The sequence below is a fragment of the Oceanisphaera profunda genome (assembly GCF_002157895.1).
In the GTDB taxonomy this organism is placed as follows: Bacteria; Pseudomonadota; Gammaproteobacteria; order Enterobacterales; family Aeromonadaceae; genus Oceanimonas; species Oceanimonas profunda.
Genome location: NZ_CP021377.1, coordinates 1,803,522 through 1,822,105, shown reverse-complemented (window position 1 = coordinate 1,822,105; position 18,584 = coordinate 1,803,522). Strand labels below are relative to the sequence as shown.

Below are 18,584 nucleotides of genomic sequence, written 5' to 3'. Positions count from 1 at the left end.
GAGCGGCCCCTGTCAGTCTCAAGGGATTACTGGCACATTAGGTGCTACCGGCACATCCAACCAGAAACAGGCACCTTGGCCGGGGACTGACTCATAATCCACACGCCCCTGCATGCCTTCTATTAACTGGCGAGTAATGGCTAAGCCTAAGCCGGTGCCACCTTTTTGGCGAGTATCTGAGCTATCGGCTTGAGCAAACTTTTCAAAAATGCGGTCTTTAAAGTTCAGCGGCACGCCCTCGCCTTGATCTTGTACTCGCACCCGAAAATATCCGGCCCCACCCTGCTCGATAGCCACCGTCACACGCCCATCTACGGGTGAAAACTTAATAGCATTGGCTTGTAAGTTAGACAGTGCTTGTAAGAATCGGTCTTTATCAATCAATACCCGCGCGCCGGAGATCTCGGTTATTAACAGCAGCTCCACGCCTCGTTCTTTGCCTAAAGGCTGATTCATCGCAATCGCCGCCTTGACCAGTGCAGTTAAATCATGGGTTTGTAAATCAAAATACATCTTGCCGGCGGCTAATTTTTCAATATCGAGCAGATCGTTGATCAGTAAATTTAAGCGCTGACTGTTGTGATAAGCCACACGCAGTAATTGCTCAACCTTAGGCGGCACCTCGCCCAACACCCCTTGCACCAGCAAGCCTAACGAGCCGGTGATCGAGGTTAAAGGAGTGCGTAATTCATGGCTGACGGTGGCGACAAATTCTTTTTGCAGTTGCTCAACTTTTTTCAGCTCAGAAATATCTTCCACCAAAGACCACAATAAAGTGCGGCCGTCGGCTTCGGTCATTAACACCCCTTGTTGGCGTACCGGAAAACGGCTGCCATCTTGGCGAATATATTCTTTTTCGTAGGCCGCGTAACGGCCACTGGCTTGTAACTCGGTGGCGGCTTGCTGGTCCTGCGCTTGATACTCAAGCGGCGTTAAGCATCGAAAATCCAAACTCAACAGCTGCGCTTTATCAAAACCGGTAGCATCGAGTAGCGCCTGGTTCACATCAATAAACTCGCCACTGTAAAAATCATTGAGCGCAATGCCAATCGATGACAACTCAAACAAACTCCGCAACCGCTGCTCACTGGCTACCTGCGCTAACTGCGCTTGTTTCTCCGCTTGTACGTCCACTAAGTAGCCGTGCCAAATAGTGCTGCCATCATCAAGACGCTCTGGCTGAGATCGCCCCTCAACCCAGCGCAAGCTGCCATCGGTTTGTTTGATGCGAAACTGCGCATACCAAGTTGCCAGCTGTTGCTCGGACAGCAGGTTGGCCGCCCGCACCTTGGCCACATCGGGTTCATAGATGCAGTCAAAAATCTGACCGGCATCTTGCAGTACCTGTGCGGGTGTGACGCCATAAATATTTTTAATGCCACTGCTGCTGTAAGGAAAGCTAATATGGCCGTCGGGCCATTGTCGGTACTGAAACAACATACCCGGCATTTGGTCGAGCAACTTAGTTAAGCGCTCTTCATGCTGTTTGCTACTGAGTATTTCGTCCAGCCAATGGGCCAGTAGCCCTAAAAACATGCGGTCCGTATCATCAAAAGGTTGCGCGCGCGCCTGCTTATCCGAAAAGTTAAGAGTGCCAAATAACTGGCCATCTACTTCTAGGCGAATGGCCAAATAGCTTTCTAACCCTAATTGTTGATAGCAGCCTTCCTGCTTAAAAGCAGACTCCCCCATGCTGGCAATGGCCAGCACGCCCGCTTGTTGTAATAACAACTGGCAATAGGTCTGCTCCAGTACAAAGTGCTGACCTGAGTGCAACCCTGAGCTCATTCCTATTTCTGGTGCCGCCGCCACCCAACGCACCACATAGAGATCGCCGATAATCTCGCTGGCGATGCCAATATCAAGTCCTAAAAATTGGCAGCCCAGCGCCAGCGCCTGATTAATCTTGTCATCTAAGCTGCCATTGAGTTCAAACGCGATGCGATTCAGCAAAGCAAGCGCTTGATTTTTACGCTCTAGCTGCACCAAGGCCAAGTGTTCGGCGGTAATATCCATGTGCGAGCCATACAATTTTAGTGCGTGGCCTTGTGCGTCTCGGCTGACCACCTGACCGCGGCTTTGCACCCAGATCCAATGGCCCGCCTTATGGCGCATGCGATACTTGTATTCATATTTAGGCTCAAGGCCCTCAAGGTAGCGCGTTAATAAGTCTGCCAGCTTAGGCAGGTCTTCTGGGTGCAAGCGACTGCGCCAGGTTTCTATATCGATGGGGATTAACTCAGCCAGTTGATAACCTAGCATCCGCGCCCAGCGCTCATTAAACTCACACTCTTGAGTCTGCAGATCCCACTGCCAAGTGCCGACACTGGCATTGGCAATTACCAACTGCGCTCGCGCTTCACTGGCCTCTAGTGCCTGGCTTAGCTCCAGTAATTGGCGTTGGCGGATCTGTTCTTCCACACAATCGGCCAATTCCCGTAATAACTGGGCATCTTGCTCACTAAAGGTTCGCGGTTGCTTGTCGATCACGCATAAGGTGCCCAGCCGGTAGCCCTCATTAGTGCGTAAAGGCGCGCCCGCATAAAAGCGAATAGCAGGGGCGTGTAGCACCAGCGGGTTATCGGCAAAGCGGAGATCGGCGAGTGTGTCTTCTACAATAAATACCGCTTCATCTAAGATGGCATGGCCGCAAAATGATAAGTCACGATGGGTTTCACACACCTCTAACCCTTGGCGCGACTTAAACCACTGCCGATCATGGTCAATCAAAGACACCAAGGCAATCTCAACGCCAAAGGTTTGCTGGGCAATGCGCGTAATGCGATCTAACCCCGCCTCAGGCGGACTATCGAGCAGCCCAGTCTTTAACAGCGCTTGCAGACGATGCCACTCATTAGCGGGATCAGCGGTGGCGTCATGGCGCGGTTCCTTATCTGGGCTTAGGGCTGGGGTTGAGGCTTGAGTTAGGTCTGGGGTAAATTGCGGCAACTCCAGCCAAAAATGGGCGCCAGCACTGTTATAAAAACCGATTTTTCCTTGCATCAAGGTCACCAGATCTTTGCAGATGGTCAAACCCAGGCCGGTGCCTTTACTGGCACGCATGGTGCCATGCTCGGCTTGAGAAAAACGCTCAAATAAGTGCTGACTAAAATCTGCAGCTATGCCGGAACCTTGATCGCTCACGGTAAGGCGTAGTATCCCGCTTTTTACCGTTTCGGCACGCACTGTAACCCAGCCCTCGGGCGGCGAAAACTTAATGGCGTTGCTGATCAAGTTATCGAGGATTTGCCGCAGACGCAGTGGATCGACAAAGGCAGTTAATGAGTCCGCAACCTGCAGCCGTAGTTTCACCTTATAGCTGCTGGCCATGGGCTGGTTGGCGGCCACCGCTTCCGCGATTAAATCACTCATTGCTATCTGCACCGGCGCCAAGGTCATTTTGCCGCTACTGAGCTTATTAAAATCTAATAAGTCATTAATGATCAGTTGCAAGCGCTCGCCATTACGCAAGGCAAGCTCCGCCAAATCATGCGCTTTTTCTGGCATGGGCCCTATCAACCCCGAGCCTAATAACTTTAAGGCCCCATTGATGGAGGTAAGCGGGGTGCGTAATTCATGGCTGATTACGGCCACAAAATCATTTTTCACCTCACTTAACGCTTTACGCTCGGCGGTCAGTTGATTAAAAGCTTGCGCTAACCGCGACACCTCGGTCACGCCCGCTTCTGATAAGGGCGAGCTATCACAACCTTCGCTAGCCATGTCGCGAATTTGGCGGGTCATAGTTTCTAAGGGCTGCATCAAGATCCAGACTCGCCAAAAAACCAGCGTAGACAGCACAACGCCGATTAAAATACTGATAGCCGCAAAACGCACAAAAAAGGCTTTAATGGGCGCGATAGCTCGGGCATAGGGCACGGCACTCACAAATACCCAATCCAACACCTCGAGTCGGGTATGCGCAAACACCCATTGTTGCGTGTTTAGCTCTGCTATCCCGGAGCTAAAGCCAGAGAAGGCTGCGTCCACTAACGGATCGACTAAGGGTGCGGGTAAAGGCGCTAACTCAGTTTGTTGCTCGCTATCCTCGCCGTTATAGGCGTACAGCTGATTATGAGTGTCAATAATCTTAAACTGCACGCCCTCGCGCCGCGCTTGCCTGACGCTTTGCTGGGGCAAAAGTGAAGCGTGAGCCAAGTTAATCACCCCCACCAGCACGCCCAGCAAGTCTCCTTCATCCGAGAGGATGGGCTGTAACATACTAATTAAAGGTTGGCCTGAGGTTTGCCCGATCACAGGTGGGCTGATCACCACTTGTTTACTGGCAAGCACTTGCTGAACATGGGGTCGACTCGAGTAATCAACGCCGACTCGGCCAGGTACAAACAGGCTCTCCGCTTGCGCCACCCCCTGTTTATCTAGCACTACAATGCCATCTGGAAACATGGCATAGCCATTGATCTTGCGCTGGCGCGTAAGCTGATGATTGAGATCAGTCATAGAATGGAGGCGCTGGCCATTAGACAGCAGCACACTAATATGGGCTAATGTATTCAAGCGCAATGCCAGCAACTGCCCTACTTGCTCGGCGGCACGGGCGGTCATGGCCATTTGATTGTCGCGTAACTGACGTTCAGTGCCATTGACTAACATATGATAGGCCGTGAGCAGTACCGCAAATATGGTCACAAAGGCGGCGGCTAAAATAATAATAACAATCTGTTTCTTGAGGGATAAGCGCATCCGACTTCTTCCTTGATGGTGCGTTGCAGCCGTTAGTGTATTACTTAACGTGATACATTAAGCGATAAATACGGTGTTTAACGTATCAAGTTATTATCTTGCTCGCATACAAAGTGGGCATCACGCTGCAGGCTGGCTTACTTTAGCTGAGCCGCTGTTTACTGGAGGACACACATGGCGCCTGAAGTCACCGCTATGGACAACCGTCTTATGATGCTAAAAAAACGGTTTGCCGAGCGCACCACAGCTCAACTGGCTGAGTTAGCGCCTAAGCTGGCTGATTGGCAAAACGGCGTCTGTCATCCAGATGATCTGCAAGACCTCTATCATTTGTTGCATCGTTTAGCAGGCTCCAGCGGTACCTTTGGTTTTCATCAATTAGGCGAAGAAGCGAGCGAATTAGAGCAGCTGATTAAAGAGGTGATACATACCGTTGAGCCGGCTCAGTTATTAACAGCCTGCCAGATAGAGCCAACCGTACTGGCACGACTCAGCCAATTATCGCAGCTGTTATTGGCCGCAGAGGCGCACACGCCGACTGCCATTAACTGGGAGCTGGTGGAACATACGGGTGAAAAAACTCAATTATTAGTGCTGGATGCCAGCTTAGCAGCGTTGGGCGAAGCCTTGATGACCTATGGCTTTAACGTGCGCCATTGTGAATCTTTACCGCAACACTGCACACAGTGCTGGCACCCGGCGAGCATTATCATCACTCCTGCTGCATTGCTAAACCAAGTGGTGGCCTGGAACCAGCAGCAAGCTCAAACGCAACACAAAGCCCCAGCCCCGGTATTGTGCATCGGTCAAGATGACAGTTTTCAAGCACGCTATGCCTTGGCCGCACAAGGTGCCGATGGCTTATTTATGCAACCGGTTGAAGTGCCTAAACTAGCCAAGCGCATCGAGCAACTTAAAGCCGAGCAACAACAGCATCATGCCAGTAAGGTATTACTGCTGGATGACGATCAAGAGCTCACCGAGCATTACCGCTTGGTGCTGACTCAGGCGGGTAAGAATGTCAAAGTGATGGCCGAGCCTGAGGGCTTATTGGCGGTGCTGGCAGAATTTCGCCCCGACATAGTGTTGTTAGATGTGCATATGCCGCCCTATTCAGGGGTCACCTTGGCGCGCATGATCCGCCTCGAGCCCGAATGGCTGAGTTTGCCGATTATTTATCTCTCGTCGGAGCAAGACCGTGACTTGCAAATTAACGCACTCGCCCAAGGCGCCGATGAATTTATCACTAAGCCGATTTCCGATGAGCAGCTGATCCGTACCGTGCGTACCCTCTGTTATCGCGCGCGCCAGCTGGCCAAGCTAGTATCCTGCGATGGCTTAACCGGCCTGCTTAATCACTCGCATATTAAACAAGCACTCACTCATGAATACGCGCGCGTACAGCGCCTCGGCCACCACACCAGCATCGCTATTTTAGACTTAGATCATTTTAAACAGGTTAACGACCGCCATGGCCACGGCGTTGGCGATGTAGTGATCAAAGCATTGGCGCAAGTATTACAAAAGCGGCTGCGCACCACCGATCATTTAGGCCGCTACGGTGGCGAAGAATTTGTGATTATCTTACCGGACTGCAAACTGGCTCAATCGGAGCTATTGTTTAAGGATGTTTGCCATCACTTCTCCCAGCTAAGCTTTATTGGCAGTGACGGCACCTTTCATGCCACCGTAAGCGTAGGGTTGGCTGAGCTCAATAACTTTAGCGGTGAAGAGCAAGCCCTGAATGCAGCAGACGACGCGCTGTACCAACAAAAGCAAGCCGGCAGAAATGGCGTCACCTGCTACCAGCACCCACGCTTGGGGCGAGACGCAAATTTAGCTCAGGATGAGACTGATTAATCATGGATATTTTGCTGTTAGATAATGACCCTTTAGTGGCCGAGCTGATTGAGCAGGTATTAACCAATTTAGCGCCCCATGCTCATGTACAACACTGCAGCACTCTGGCGACGGCCAAAGCCGCTTGGCAGCCTAGCATGCAACTGGTGATTTGCGAGTACCAGCTCGCGGATGGCCCAGGCCTAGACTTGGTGAAGTTAGTGCGCAACCAAGCGCCTGAGTTGCCGGTGGTCATGATCAGCGCCCATTCCGACCGCGAAGCCGTGATCGCGGCTGCACGCTGTGGGGTAAGCGAATTTATTGCCAAGCCGCTAAACCTGCCCATGCTGCAGCAGCGACTAGAGCCGCTATTAGCCCGCCTTATTCAGCAACAAAGCCAAACTGAGCTCACTGTTTGTTTAAGTACTTGGTTAAGCCAAACCTTAACCGGCAAGCTTACTTTACCCACTGAGTTAGCGCTGGAAGCGGTCTTACCCTTGCTGGAGAGCAGTGCTGAATTATCAGCACAGGATTTGGCGCGCGCATGGAAAAATGAGATACCGCTTACCGCTCGCCTGCTGAATTTAGCCAATGGCACCTCATTAAAGCGCAGTGGCCAACCCATAAGCCGCGTCGATGAGGCTATCAGTATCCTAGGGGTCGATATGGCATTGGCCACGGCCATGGCACTGGCGCTGGATATTCGCGGCTCGCTGCAAGACGCGAGATTACTAAAGCAAGCACAGCTTTATCACTCCACCGCCGAGCAAGTGGCCAGTCTCGCGCGCGCCATGGCAATGAGTGTGGGTTTAAGCAGCGCCAGTTGTTATACGGCTGGCCTCTTGAGTCGCGTCGGCGAATTAGCAGTGCTGCGCGCCCTACAAGATTTTATTGCGCAAGGCGCCACACTCAATGATGAACAGCTACCGTTAGCGATGTCCGAGTGGAGCCCTAAATACGGCAACCAACTTAAGGTACAGTGGGGCTTGCCCTTACCCACTCGCGAGCTAATCGGTGCCATTCATCAGGCGCCCACTCATACCACACAACGCCCTTTGTTGATCATGCACTTAGCCGCCTTAAGAGTGGCCTCCCACCTAGACACCCCAGAAGCACTGCGCATGTTGCGCCAAGCGGGCTTAGATGTAGAAAAATGGTGGCCCAAAGCGGCAGAGGGAGCGAGCCACACTCAACCCAGCCAAGAGGCGTTTTCCTTATCCTCTGCTGCTAACAGGAATTAATATGCCTCATCCTGCCCTAAGCCGGATTTTGTACGTAGAAGACGATGCGGATATACGCGAAATCGCTCAATTGGCACTGGAAATGGTCGGTGGGTTTGAGATGTTATTGTGCGCCAGTGGCGAGCAAGCACTAGCGCAAGCCGCCGCCTTTGCCCCGCAGCTAATCTTGCTGGATGTAATGATGCCAGGCATGGACGGCCCCACCACGCTAGTCGCGCTGCGCCAGCAACCGGAGCTGGCTCATATTCCCATCGCTTTTATGACCGCAAAAATCCAACCCCAAGAAATTGCCGCCTACAAAGCCATGGGCGCCGTGGATGTGATCGCCAAACCTTTTGATCCCATGCTTTTACCCCAGCAAGTAACTGACATTTGGTTAAGCAGTAAAGCATGAATACAGCATCGAGCGAAACAAAACAACAGCGGCCTCGATTTCGACATCGTGCAGCAAAGCTGTTGCTTTGCGGTATGTCGCGCGTTTTAACCGCGAAAAGCTGCGTAGCAGGTTCTGATGCAAAAGATCCAACCAGAGCTGTGGTTATGTTTAACGTGAGGTGTGAGCAAAATACAGCGCCAAGTACCGCTCGTTAGTTAATTAAAAAAGCCGAACCCTAGGGTTCGGCTTTTTTGTGTTTGTTTTTAGCTTGGTGCTCGGCGCTATCTTAATAAGTATCTTCATCATCTCTTCGTTTAGGCGCACTGCCTAAGCGGCGGGTTTTTAAGTCGTAGCGCTCTTTGATGACATCTTTAATAGTGCCCTCCCACAGCTCGATACCCACAAAATAGCCGGCACGCGCCAAGACGTGAGCGGCGATAGGGGCGGTCACCAGTACGAACACCACCATGGCCAGGGCGCGCACCACTAAGCTGGTGTCGGCGCTGTAAAACACCATATAACCGCACGCCATAAGACCTATGCCTAAAGCGCCCGCTTTACTGGTGGCGTGCATACGGGTTAATAAATCCGGCATACGAATAATACCAATCCCTGAGAGCAGCATTAAAAACGCCCCCAGTAGCAGCAGTACGCTGGTAGCGATTTCAATCATCATTGAGTTGCGCTCCTCGTTCCAGATAACGGGCAAAGGCCACCGCCGTTAAAAACGACGTTAACGCTAGTACCAATGCCACATCAATCAACGCGGGCACGCCATAGCTGATGCTATATAGCACAATAAAGCCCACCGTCATGGAGGCGATCACTTCTAGCGCTACCACTCGGTCTGGTAGCGTGGGCCCGCGTAACAGGCGGATAGTGGCCATCACTAGGCCGATGCTTAAAAAAATAAAAGAGATGGTAATCGATATCTCGAGCATGGTTTACCTCAACAAATTTATGACTCTGGCTTCCAGTGACTTCAGCTCCGCCAATTGACTCGACTCATCATCCAGATACATCAAATGTACATATAACACCTTGCGATCACTGGATATATCCAACGCCAAGGAGCCCGGCGTCACCGTGATCAGATTGGCAAATAAGCTAATGCCAGCGTCATCTTTTAAGTCTAGGGGAATAGCAATTACGCCTGGGCGCATCAAGTGCGTAGGCGTGAGTACGTCGTAGGCCACGCGGGCATTGGCCTTGGTTAAATCCCAAATGAAAAACAAGATAAAGCCGATGATATTGACCGCCTTGCCAAAGTAGTTAGCAAACTCTGGCTTATCTCGCGCCACATAGGCCAACACCAAATAACTGAGCACCATGCCGGCCACCAAGTTAGTTATGCTGTAACTGCCCGATAACACGACCCAAAACAGGGCCAATAACATATTCCAGCCAAAGGCCTTCATGGGCGACTCCTAGCTTCAACAGGGCCTAATACGGCGTCAATATAACCGCTGGGCGTTAATAATTGGTCGGCGGTATCTAACGCTAATTGCACAAACCATTCGGCACCAAGACCTATGGTGAGCGTCATACCGGCCAGTACAGCAACCGGTAAATACAACAAATAGCGATGGGGGTCTTCACCGCCGCGCAGCGGTTTTGCTTCTTCTGGCAAAGGTTTCCAGAAGGCTTCGGCCCAAATTTTTACCATGGAATACAAGGTCAGTAAGCCCACCAACAAGGCGATACCCACCATCCACCAAGCACCTTCTAAGACACCGGCCTTGATCACCGTATATTTGGCGAAAAAGCCCGATAACGGCGGTATGCCCGCCAGCGACATGGCCGGAATTAAGAACAAGAAGGCCAACCACGGCGTGGCACGATACAAACCGCCTAACTTGGATAACTCGTAACTACCATGATAGCGATACATAATGCCGCTGATCAGAAACAGATTCGTTTTCACGATAATGTGGTGAAAAATATAAAAGACGCCACCGGCGATGGCGAGCGGCGTAAACAGCGCCAAACCCACCAGCATATAGCCAATTTGGCTGACGATATGAAACGAGAGAATACGCCGCACTTCAAACTGCGCCGCCGCCCCCAGCACCCCGGTGAGCATGGTAAAAATACCCATGCCCATCAAGATATGATGATGGGTCAAGCTGATATCTTGCACGAAAATCAGGCTAAAGACGCGGTACAGCGCATACACACCCACCTTGGTGAGCAAGCCGGCAAACACCGCCGAAATCGCCACCGGTGGTGTGTGATAAGACGCCGGTAACCAGAAGAACAGCGGAAAGGCCGCCGCCTTAATGCCAAAGGCCACCATAAACAGCATGGCAATTACCGTCACTAAGCCTGGCTGTTCGCCGGTACCTAATTTGACGGCTAAGTCCGCCATGTTCAGCGTGCCCGCGTAACCGTAGAGCAAGCCCACGGCGGTTAAGAATAACGCCGAAGATAATAAGTTTAGGGTAACGTATTTGACCGCCCCTTCCATCTGCGCCCGCTCGCCGCCCAAGATCATCAAGCCAAACGAGGCAACCAACATGATCTCAAACCACACATAGAGGTTAAAGATATCACCGGTTAAAAACGCGCCCGCCACGCCTGCTAACATCAAATGCAGCAGTGGATAATAGCCAAAAGCTTCGTGCTTCTGGCTCATGGTCGCCAGCGAATAAACCGCCACACTTAAGCCCACAATGCCGGTCACCAGCACCATAATGGCACTCAGTAAATCCGCCACTAAGGTAATACCGTAGGGTGCAGCCCAATCCCCCATGTAGGCGACCAAGATGCCTTGCTCGCGTACCTGAATAAACAGATAAATACCCGCCAGCAATAGGCCAGTGCCCGATAACAAGGATAACCAGCGCTGCACATTGCGCCATTGCCAACAAGCCAGCGTTAAGGCACCGGCCAGCATGGGAATAAAAATAGGTAGAACTATGGCTATATTCACGAGTCGGTGCTCTTCATTTCATTCATATCATCGGCCCCAATCACTTCATAAGCGCGGTGAATTAACACCACGGCGAAGGCAAGAACCCCAAAACTAATCACGATAGCGGTTAAAATCAGCGCCTGCGGTAAAGGGTCTGCCATGGTGGTGGTGACACGTTCTAAGTGATCGGGGATCAAAGGCGGCGCACCGCGCACCAGACCACCGGCGCTTAAAATCAGTAAATTGGCGGCGTTTGATAAAATCATCAGCCCGATCACCAATTTCACTATGCTGCGTCTCAGCATCATAAATAAGGCGGTGGCGTACAGACCGCCAATCACGAAAGCGAATAGGTTTTCCATTAATCCTCCGACTTATCGAGCGACAGTAAAATGGTCGACACCACGCCGATCACCACTAAATAGACGCCGATATCGAACAATAAAGGCGTACTCACGCTTAGCTCACCAATACCCGGCACATAAAACGTGGCCCATTGACTGGTTAAAAAAGGCTGACCTTTCAACAGCACGCCGACCATGCCGCTAACCAGCGCCATGCACAGACCCACGCCCATCAAATGCTGGCTTTCGACTTTGAGCAGCACACGGGTACTGCGCGCATCAAAGGCAAACAGGTGTAAGCCAAAGGCACAAGACGCCACTAAGCCCGCAATAAATCCGCCGCCGGGTTCGTTATGACCGCGTAACAGCAAGAAGATGGAAAACAATAACAGCAGCGGCACCAGCATGCGGGTGGCGGTTTGTAGAATTATGGAAGTATCAGTTCTCATGATTTAGCCTCATCGCGAAAGCGGATCATGGCGTTCACGCCTATGGCCGCCAAGGCCAACACGAAGATTTCGCCTAAGGTATCGAGCGCCCTAAAGTCCACTAAGATCACGTTCACTATATTGCGACCATGGGCCAGCACGTAACTGTTAGCGGCCAGATAATCAGAGATACGCTCACCCGGAAGGGCAGTTTGATGCACGGTAAGCAGCATCATGGTCACCAGCACACCAAAGGCTGCGGCCACGACGGCATCTCGCCAGCGCACCACACGACCGGATAGCTCCTGAAAACGCGGTAAGCGGAATAACACCAGTACCAGCATGATCACGGTCAGGGTTTCTACCAAAATCTGGGTAATGGCTAAGTCTGGTGCGCTGAAGAACACATACACCATGGCCATTACAAAGCCCAACACGCCGAGTGCTGCCACAGAGCCTAGCCGCAAAGTGGTGCCACAGGCATAGACCGCCGACACCATCATTAACAGCACTATCACCACTTCATAAAAACGCACCCCTTCAAAGGATAGCGAGTAGACGAAGGCGTCTTGAGACCAGAATACATAGGTTAATAAGCCAATGGTGGTCAGCAGGATAGTCAAAATATAATTGGCCATATAACCGTTTTGCAGCACCCGCGTTTGCCTATCCGCAATCCACACTAGGCCTTGCATCATGTGCTCGTAGCCGCGTTCGGGGCCATAAGCCAAGAAGTCGATGGCATTGCTTAACGGTTCACGCACCTTACTCCAGTAGTAATATAAGAGTGCGCCGCACAATAAGGCCACACCGCTCAGCAATAGCGGTAGATTGAAGCCGTGCCATAACGCCAGATCCAGCTCGACGCTAGCGCCGCCGTTAATGGCCGCGATTGACGCCTGTAATAATGGAGAAACCAAGCTGGGCATTAAGCCAAATAGCAGGCTAAGCAACGCCAATACCGTAAAGCCTAAGCGCATCGACCAATGCGCTTCTTCCGGTGTTCTGGGGGTGACTTTATAAGGGCCATAAAAGGGCTTAACGGCCACCAAGGCACTGGCCGCCACTATGCAAATAGCGGTGATTAGGCACAGCACGGTTAATAAGCTGGCCAGTTTAGTGCTGCCTAAAGCGCCACTAAACATCAGCTCCTTGGCGATAAAGCCAAACAAAGGCGGAATGCCTGCCAATGACAGGGCGGCGAGAGTGGTAAACATGGCCGTGTGCGGCAGATAGATACGCAGGCCAGATAAATCACGCACATCTTTAGTGCCGGTGGAGTAATCCAAGGTGCCGGCAGCCATAAAGAGCGCGCCTTTATATAAGGCATGGGCCAGCAAGAACACCATGGCCGCTTCTAGCGCATGGGGGGTGCCGATGCCAATGAGCATGGTCAGCGTACCCAGCGCCATTACGGTCGAAAAGGCCAAGATACGCTTAAGATCGGTACTGCACACCGCCATAATGGCGCCCACCGTCATGGTTACGCCGCCAAATAACGACAGCGTCGTGGTCCAGACTTCATGGCCGGCCATCATGGGTTGTAAGCGCGCCATTAAATAAATGCCAGCTTTTACCATGGTCGCCGAGTGCAAGTAAGCACTCACCGGAGTGGGGGCCGCCATGGCATTGGGTAACCAAAAATGAAACGGCGTTTGTGCCGATTTAGTAAAGGCGCCCAACAGTATTAAACCCATCATGGCGATAAACAGCGGGTTGTCTTGTAATGAGGTGCCTTGGGCCAATAGCTCGCTGAGCTCAAAACTGCCGCCAATATGGCCCAGCAAAATCAAGCCGGTCATCAAGGCAAGACCACCTGCCACGGTAATAAAAAAGCCCTGCAAGGCGGCCTTGCGGGCTTTTTCTTGTTCGTGATTAAAACCGATCAGCAAATAGGAGGTAAAGCTGGTTAGCTCCCAAAACACAAACATGGCAATCAAGTTACTGGATAATACCAAGCCCAACATCGCCGCCATAAAGGCCAGTAAATACATCAATAATTTATGAATATCTCGGTGGCCTTGTAGATAACGGCCCGCATAAATAAAGATAAAAGTACCAATGCCAGTGATCAACAAGGCGAACATCAAGCTTAGGCCATCGACCATTAAGCTCAGATTAATATTGAGGCTGGGGATCCAAGAATAATGATAATGCAGCGTTTCGCCTGCGGTCACCGCCGGCCAAAACGTCAAGAAATAGCCAAACAAGACTGCCGGCAGTACCGACAAGCACCAACCAATCTTCGCGCCCATAACGCGAGACAGTTGTGGCACCAAAAAGGCTAAAATAAAGCCCGATAAAATGGCAACAAGCATAGGAAAATGCCTCCTTTCCTTGCCTGTTCAGGCAATAGAATAAGCTAAAAATAGGGAAGAGATGACACTGGGCAGAGGCTATAGTTAGAAGTTATTTCGATTATTTATCAATAAGTTTATCAATCAGTTAATCGATTATTTTTATATTATTATGACGGTCGATACTACAAGTCGACCCAATAAAACGCAAGCAGGGCGCGATTTTTTCGCCCTCTTGATAACGTTAATTGAGAGATGGATCTAAGTATTCACCGACTCAATATGCGATAGCGATTCAAAAAACAGCTCTGCCACGGAACGCACAAAAGAGTTCAAAGCGACAAGTGATAGAAATTTTGAGGAGTAAGACCTACCTCTTAATAGCTTTTGACCTTGTCGATCTTATCGCTATTTTTCTGCGGGTTCCGGAGCAAAAATCGATTTTAGTGTGATGTCTTAACACGTTCCGCCTGCGGCGAAATGCGAGAGTAAACGTTCACCTACTTGGTAGCGAAAAAATGCCCCACCGGACCTCGGCCATGGCCGATGCGCACTAAACTGCCGGCCAAAATAGCCTGATCAATATAGTGTTTAGCCCGCTCTACCGCTTCTTCTAAGCTAAAGCCTTGACCTAAATAACTGGCCAGCGCCGCCGACAAAGTACAACCGGTGCCGTGGGTATTGCCCGTCATCACGCGGGGCGTATCGAAGCAACGCACTTGCTCACCCATTAATAACCAGTCTGGGCTACGCGCTTCTTGTTGCAAGAAGCCGCCTTTGATTAATACCGCCTTACAATCCAACTGTTGCAAACCGGAAAATAAGGCTTCTACCTCAGACAAATGCTCAGGAATCGCTACCCCCAACAAGGCCGCGGCTTCCGGTAAGTTAGGGGTTATTACATCCGCCAAGGGCAGCAACTCGGTACGTAAGCAGTGCACCGCATCGTCCGCCAGCAACATGTCGCCATTGGCAGTCACCATCACCGGATCCACGACTAAATGCTGTGGCTGGTATTTACGCAATGCCGCCGCAACGGTGCGAATGGTTTCGCTATCACCGAGCATGCCTACTTTCACCGAAGTTACCGCCAGATCGCTGAATACCGCGTCTAATTGTGCTTGGATCATGGCTTGCGGCGTTGGGTGTACTGCAGTCACGCCTTGGGTGTTTTGTGCGGTGAGGGCCGTTATCACCGAGCAGGCGTAACCGCCGGTGGCAGAAATGGCTTTAATGTCCGCCTGAATACCCGCACCGCCGCTGCTGTCTGAGCCGGCTATGGTCAAGACGATGGGCTTCTGATGATGTGGCTCTTGTTGAGGTGAAGTGTACTTATCTACAACTTGATGGGGCATATCCTTGGCTCCTTCGGGCGAAGAAACCACAGGTAAATTGGTACTTACCCGTTAGTTTCCTACGCCAGCATTAACTGGATCAGGTACAGCGGGTCCGGTATTTACCGTCTCAGCACTTAGGTCTTTACCTAGGCTCCCCGACTAACAATGAAGCCGATAATAGCTACCTAAGGCCTGAAAAGGAAGCCGTACACACAGCGCTAAGTGCTAAGCACCAAACGCCGAGCAAGAAAAAACCGAGCTTCTCAGCTCGGTTTCTATCCCTAATCGTTAGCTGGACGCCGGGCGCTTGGTGCTCGGCGCTGCTCTAATGCGCTTGATCCCAGTTATCACCGTCGCCGGCTTCCACCAGTAACGGCACATCAATACTGGCCGCATGCTGCATTAAATCGCAAATCTGCAGTTTAAAATCCTCAACTTTATCTTCACGAATTTCAAACACCAACTCATCGTGTACTTGCATTAGCATGCGTACTTCACCATCTGCTTGTTCTTTTAACCAAGCGGCCACTTTGATCATCGCCTTCTTGATAATATCGGCGGCTGTTCCCTGCATAGGCGCGTTGATAGCGGCACGCTCGGCACCTTTACGGCGCGCGCCGTTTTTAGCATTTATCTCTGGTAAATATAAACGGCGACCAAACAAGGTCTCTACGTAGCCTTTTTCTGCGGCCAAGGCGCGGGTGTCTTCCATGTAACGCTGCACGCCTGGATAGCGCTCAAAGTAAATATCCATATAAGACTGCGACTCGTGGCGCGGAATGCCTAACTGGCGCGATAAACCAAAGGCGCTCATGCCGTAGATCAAACCAAAGTTAATGGCTTTGGCACGACGGCGCTGCTCGGTAGTAACGCTGTCGAGCGCCACGCCGAACACTTCCGCGGCTGTGGCCTTGTGCACATCTAAGCCCTTAGCAAAGGCATCGAGCAGGCCTTTATCTTTGGATAAGTGCGCCATAATGCGCAGTTCAATTTGCGAGTAATCCGCCGCCACCAGTTTATAACCAGGCTCGGCAATAAAGGCTTGGCGAATGCGCCGCCCTTCGGGAGTGCGGATCGGAATATTTTGTAAGTTAGGATCCGAAGACGACAAGCGACCGGTGGCAGCATTGGCCTGATGATAGGAAGTATGAATGCGGCCACTGTGCTGATTCACCATTAGTGGCAGCTTGTCTGTATAAGTAGACTTAAGCTTGCTTAAGCCGCGATATTCCATCAATAACTTAGGCAGCGGATAATCCAACGCCAGCTCTTGCAGCACTTCTTCTGCCGTTGAAGGCGCACCCTTGGGCGTCTTTTTCAAAATCGGTAGTTCTAGCTTGGTAAACAAAATTTCACCCAGCTGCTTTGGCGAGCTTAAGTTAAAAGGTTCGCCGGCTAACTCGTGCGCTTTTAACTCTAATTCTTTTAGGCGCTTAGCAATTTCATCACTTTGAATGGCCAGCAGCTTGCTGTCTATCTTCACGCCCGTGTATTCCATCTCGGCCAGAATCGGCACTAATGGCATTTCAATATCGGTGAATACGCTTTGCAACTCAGGCTCGGCGGCCAGTTGCTCGGCTAAGTGATGATGCAAGCGCAACGTAATATCTGCGTCTTCTGCCGCATAAAACGCCGCTTCTTCTAAGGGTATTTGATTAAAGGTCAGCTGCTTTGCGCCCTTGCCGGCAATGGCTTCAAAGGGCGTAGTGGCATGATTTAAGAAAAAATTAGCCATGCTGTCCATGTCATGGCGGGTTTGTACCGAATTCAGTACATAAGACTCCAACATAGTATCCAGCCCAATGCCACGCATCTGAATGTCATGATTTTTCAATACATTGGCATCGTACTTTAAATTCTGGCCCAATTTAATCGGCAGTTCGGCCTCTAATAACGGCTTTAACGCCGCCAATACCACGGCTTCACTCAATTGCTCCGGCGCATCTAAATAATCGTGGCCAAAAGGCACATAGGCCGCCTCACCCGCCTCTATGGCAAACGACATACCTACTACGCGTGCATCGCGATAATTGAGGCTGGTGGTTTCGGTATCGAAGGCAAAATACGGTGCCTTGACCAAGCGCCCTACCCAGTCTTGCAACTCGGCTTCGCTCAAAATGGTTTGATAATTCACGTCCATTGCCGGTGTCGCAGGCTTGGCGGGAACAGCGGCAAGCTCTGGATCCAGCTCGGCTAATAAATTACGAAATTCGTATTCTTGATACAGCGCTTTCAGTGCTTCGGTATCCGGCGGGGTTTGCAGCAATTCGGCGGGGCCACAATGCAGCTCTACATCGGTTTTAATAGTGGCCAAGGTATAAGATAAGTCCAAGATCTCTTTATGTTCGACGAACTTAGCAGCAAAGCTCTTAGATCCACGAAAGCCCAGATCCGCCACTTTATCGAGCTGATCTGCAATCTGTTCAATCGAGCCCAAGCCCTGCAACAAGGCCAGCGCGGTTTTTTCACCTACGCCCGGCATGCCCGGAATGTTATCCACTTTATCGCCCACTAGCGCCAGCAGATCTATGATCAGCTCTGGCGGCACGCCAAACTTCTCGATCACACCATTGCGGTCCATAAACTCATTTTTCATGGTGTCCATTAACAGCACATGATCGGTGACCAACTGCGCCATGTCTTTATCGCCGGTGCTGATCACCACGTCTAATTGCTGCTCGGTGGCTTGGCGCGCCAGAGTGCCGATCACGTCATCAGCTTCTACGCCAGACTCAATCAATAGCGGCAAGCCCATGGCTTTAATAATGTTGTGAATTGGTTCTATTTGGCTGCGTAGATCGTCGGGCATGGAGGGCCGCTGTGCCTTATATTCCGAGTACAGATCGTCACGAAAGGTCTTACCTTTGGCATCAAACACCACTGTCACTTGCGAGTCGGGGAACTGCTTGTGCAGGCTGCGCAGCATATTAGTGACCACGCGAACTGCCCCACTGGGGCGGCCATCACTGGTACGTAGACCCGCCTTTAAAGAGGCAAAATAGGCACGATAAAGATAAGAAGATCCATCAACTAGGATCAGAGGTTTACTGGGTAAGGCAGCCATGGTGTCGTTCTCGTTAATGCGTTACCTATTAGCATGCCAC

General features: G+C 51.2%; 13 protein-coding genes and 1 riboswitch. Of the genes, 3 read left to right on the top strand and 10 right to left on the bottom strand.

All coding sequences use genetic code 11. The features are described from left to right. Positions 1–18 precede the first annotated feature (18 nt). The gene (locus tag CBP31_RS07870; RefSeq protein ID WP_087036099.1) at positions 19–4,704 is read right to left on the bottom strand and encodes an ATP-binding protein; all 4,686 of its coding nucleotides are present in this window, start codon (positions 4,702–4,704) and stop codon (positions 19–21) included. A 174-nt stretch (positions 4,705–4,878) separates the two neighbouring features. Here CBP31_RS07870 and CBP31_RS07865 point away from each other — a divergent pair, with 174 nt between their 5' ends. From CBP31_RS07865 to CBP31_RS07855, 3 genes are read left to right on the top strand one after another with little or no spacing between them, the layout of a single operon-like run. Further along, on the top strand, positions 4,879–6,564 hold the full coding sequence (locus CBP31_RS07865) for a diguanylate cyclase (RefSeq protein ID WP_087036097.1): 1,686 nt from the start codon (positions 4,879–4,881) through the stop codon (positions 6,562–6,564). Positions 6,565–6,566: 2 nt separating this feature from the next. Continuing rightward, positions 6,567–7,784 carry an HDOD domain-containing protein gene (locus CBP31_RS07860; protein WP_087036095.1) on the top strand — a complete coding sequence of 406 codons (1,218 nt, stop codon included), beginning with the start codon at positions 6,567–6,569 and terminating at the stop codon, positions 7,782–7,784. A 1-nt stretch (position 7,785) separates the two neighbouring features. After that, on the top strand, positions 7,786–8,178 hold the full coding sequence (locus tag CBP31_RS07855; RefSeq protein ID WP_087036093.1) for a response regulator: 393 nt from the start codon (positions 7,786–7,788) through the stop codon (positions 8,176–8,178). Positions 8,179–8,446: 268 nt separating this feature from the next. Here CBP31_RS07855 and mnhG read toward each other — a convergent pair whose 3' ends face one another. The 9 genes from mnhG to polA all read right to left on the bottom strand — a co-directional run bounded on the left by mnhG (position 8,447) and on the right by polA (position 18,544). Beyond that, positions 8,447–8,836, bottom strand: a complete 390-nt coding sequence (gene mnhG / locus CBP31_RS07850; RefSeq protein WP_227874966.1) for a monovalent cation/H(+) antiporter subunit G — start codon at positions 8,834–8,836, stop codon at positions 8,447–8,449. After that, the gene (locus CBP31_RS07845; RefSeq protein WP_087036091.1) at positions 8,826–9,101 is read right to left on the bottom strand and encodes a monovalent cation/H+ antiporter complex subunit F; all 276 of its coding nucleotides are present in this window, start codon (positions 9,099–9,101) and stop codon (positions 8,826–8,828) included. The genes mnhG and CBP31_RS07845 overlap by 11 nt, the downstream gene beginning before the upstream one ends. A gap of 3 nt (positions 9,102–9,104) precedes the next feature. Further along, positions 9,105–9,578 (bottom strand): Na+/H+ antiporter subunit E, encoded by a 474-nt coding sequence (locus CBP31_RS07840; RefSeq protein ID WP_087036089.1) that lies wholly within the window; start codon positions 9,576–9,578, stop codon positions 9,105–9,107. Further along, positions 9,575–11,092, bottom strand: coding sequence for a Na+/H+ antiporter subunit D (locus CBP31_RS07835; protein ID WP_193791283.1), 1,518 nt, complete (start codon positions 11,090–11,092; stop codon positions 9,575–9,577). Before CBP31_RS07835 ends, CBP31_RS07840 begins: the two co-directional genes overlap by 4 nt. Further along, positions 11,089–11,436, bottom strand: a complete 348-nt coding sequence (locus tag CBP31_RS07830; protein WP_087036087.1) for a Na+/H+ antiporter subunit C — start codon at positions 11,434–11,436, stop codon at positions 11,089–11,091. The genes CBP31_RS07835 and CBP31_RS07830 overlap by 4 nt, the downstream gene beginning before the upstream one ends. Next, entirely contained in the window at positions 11,436–11,867 is a 432-nt protein-coding gene (locus tag CBP31_RS07825; RefSeq protein WP_087036084.1) for a Na+/H+ antiporter subunit B, read from the bottom strand. Before CBP31_RS07825 ends, CBP31_RS07830 begins: the two co-directional genes overlap by 1 nt. Next, positions 11,864–14,164, bottom strand: coding sequence for a putative monovalent cation/H+ antiporter subunit A (locus tag CBP31_RS07820; protein WP_087036082.1), 2,301 nt, complete (start codon positions 14,162–14,164; stop codon positions 11,864–11,866). The genes CBP31_RS07825 and CBP31_RS07820 overlap by 4 nt, the downstream gene beginning before the upstream one ends. Before the next feature lie 479 nt (positions 14,165–14,643). Further along, a complete protein-coding gene (gene thiD / locus CBP31_RS07815) occupies positions 14,644–15,498 on the bottom strand; it encodes a bifunctional hydroxymethylpyrimidine kinase/phosphomethylpyrimidine kinase (RefSeq protein ID WP_087036080.1) in 855 nt (284 codons plus the stop codon). A 39-nt stretch (positions 15,499–15,537) separates the two neighbouring features. Further along, a riboswitch (TPP riboswitch) is annotated at positions 15,538–15,648 on the bottom strand. 157 nt (positions 15,649–15,805) lie between these two features. Beyond that, positions 15,806–18,544: a DNA polymerase I gene (polA, locus tag CBP31_RS07810; protein ID WP_087036078.1), complete on the bottom strand. Its 2,739-nt coding sequence runs from the start codon at positions 18,542–18,544 to the stop codon at positions 15,806–15,808. Positions 18,545–18,584 lie beyond the last annotated feature (40 nt).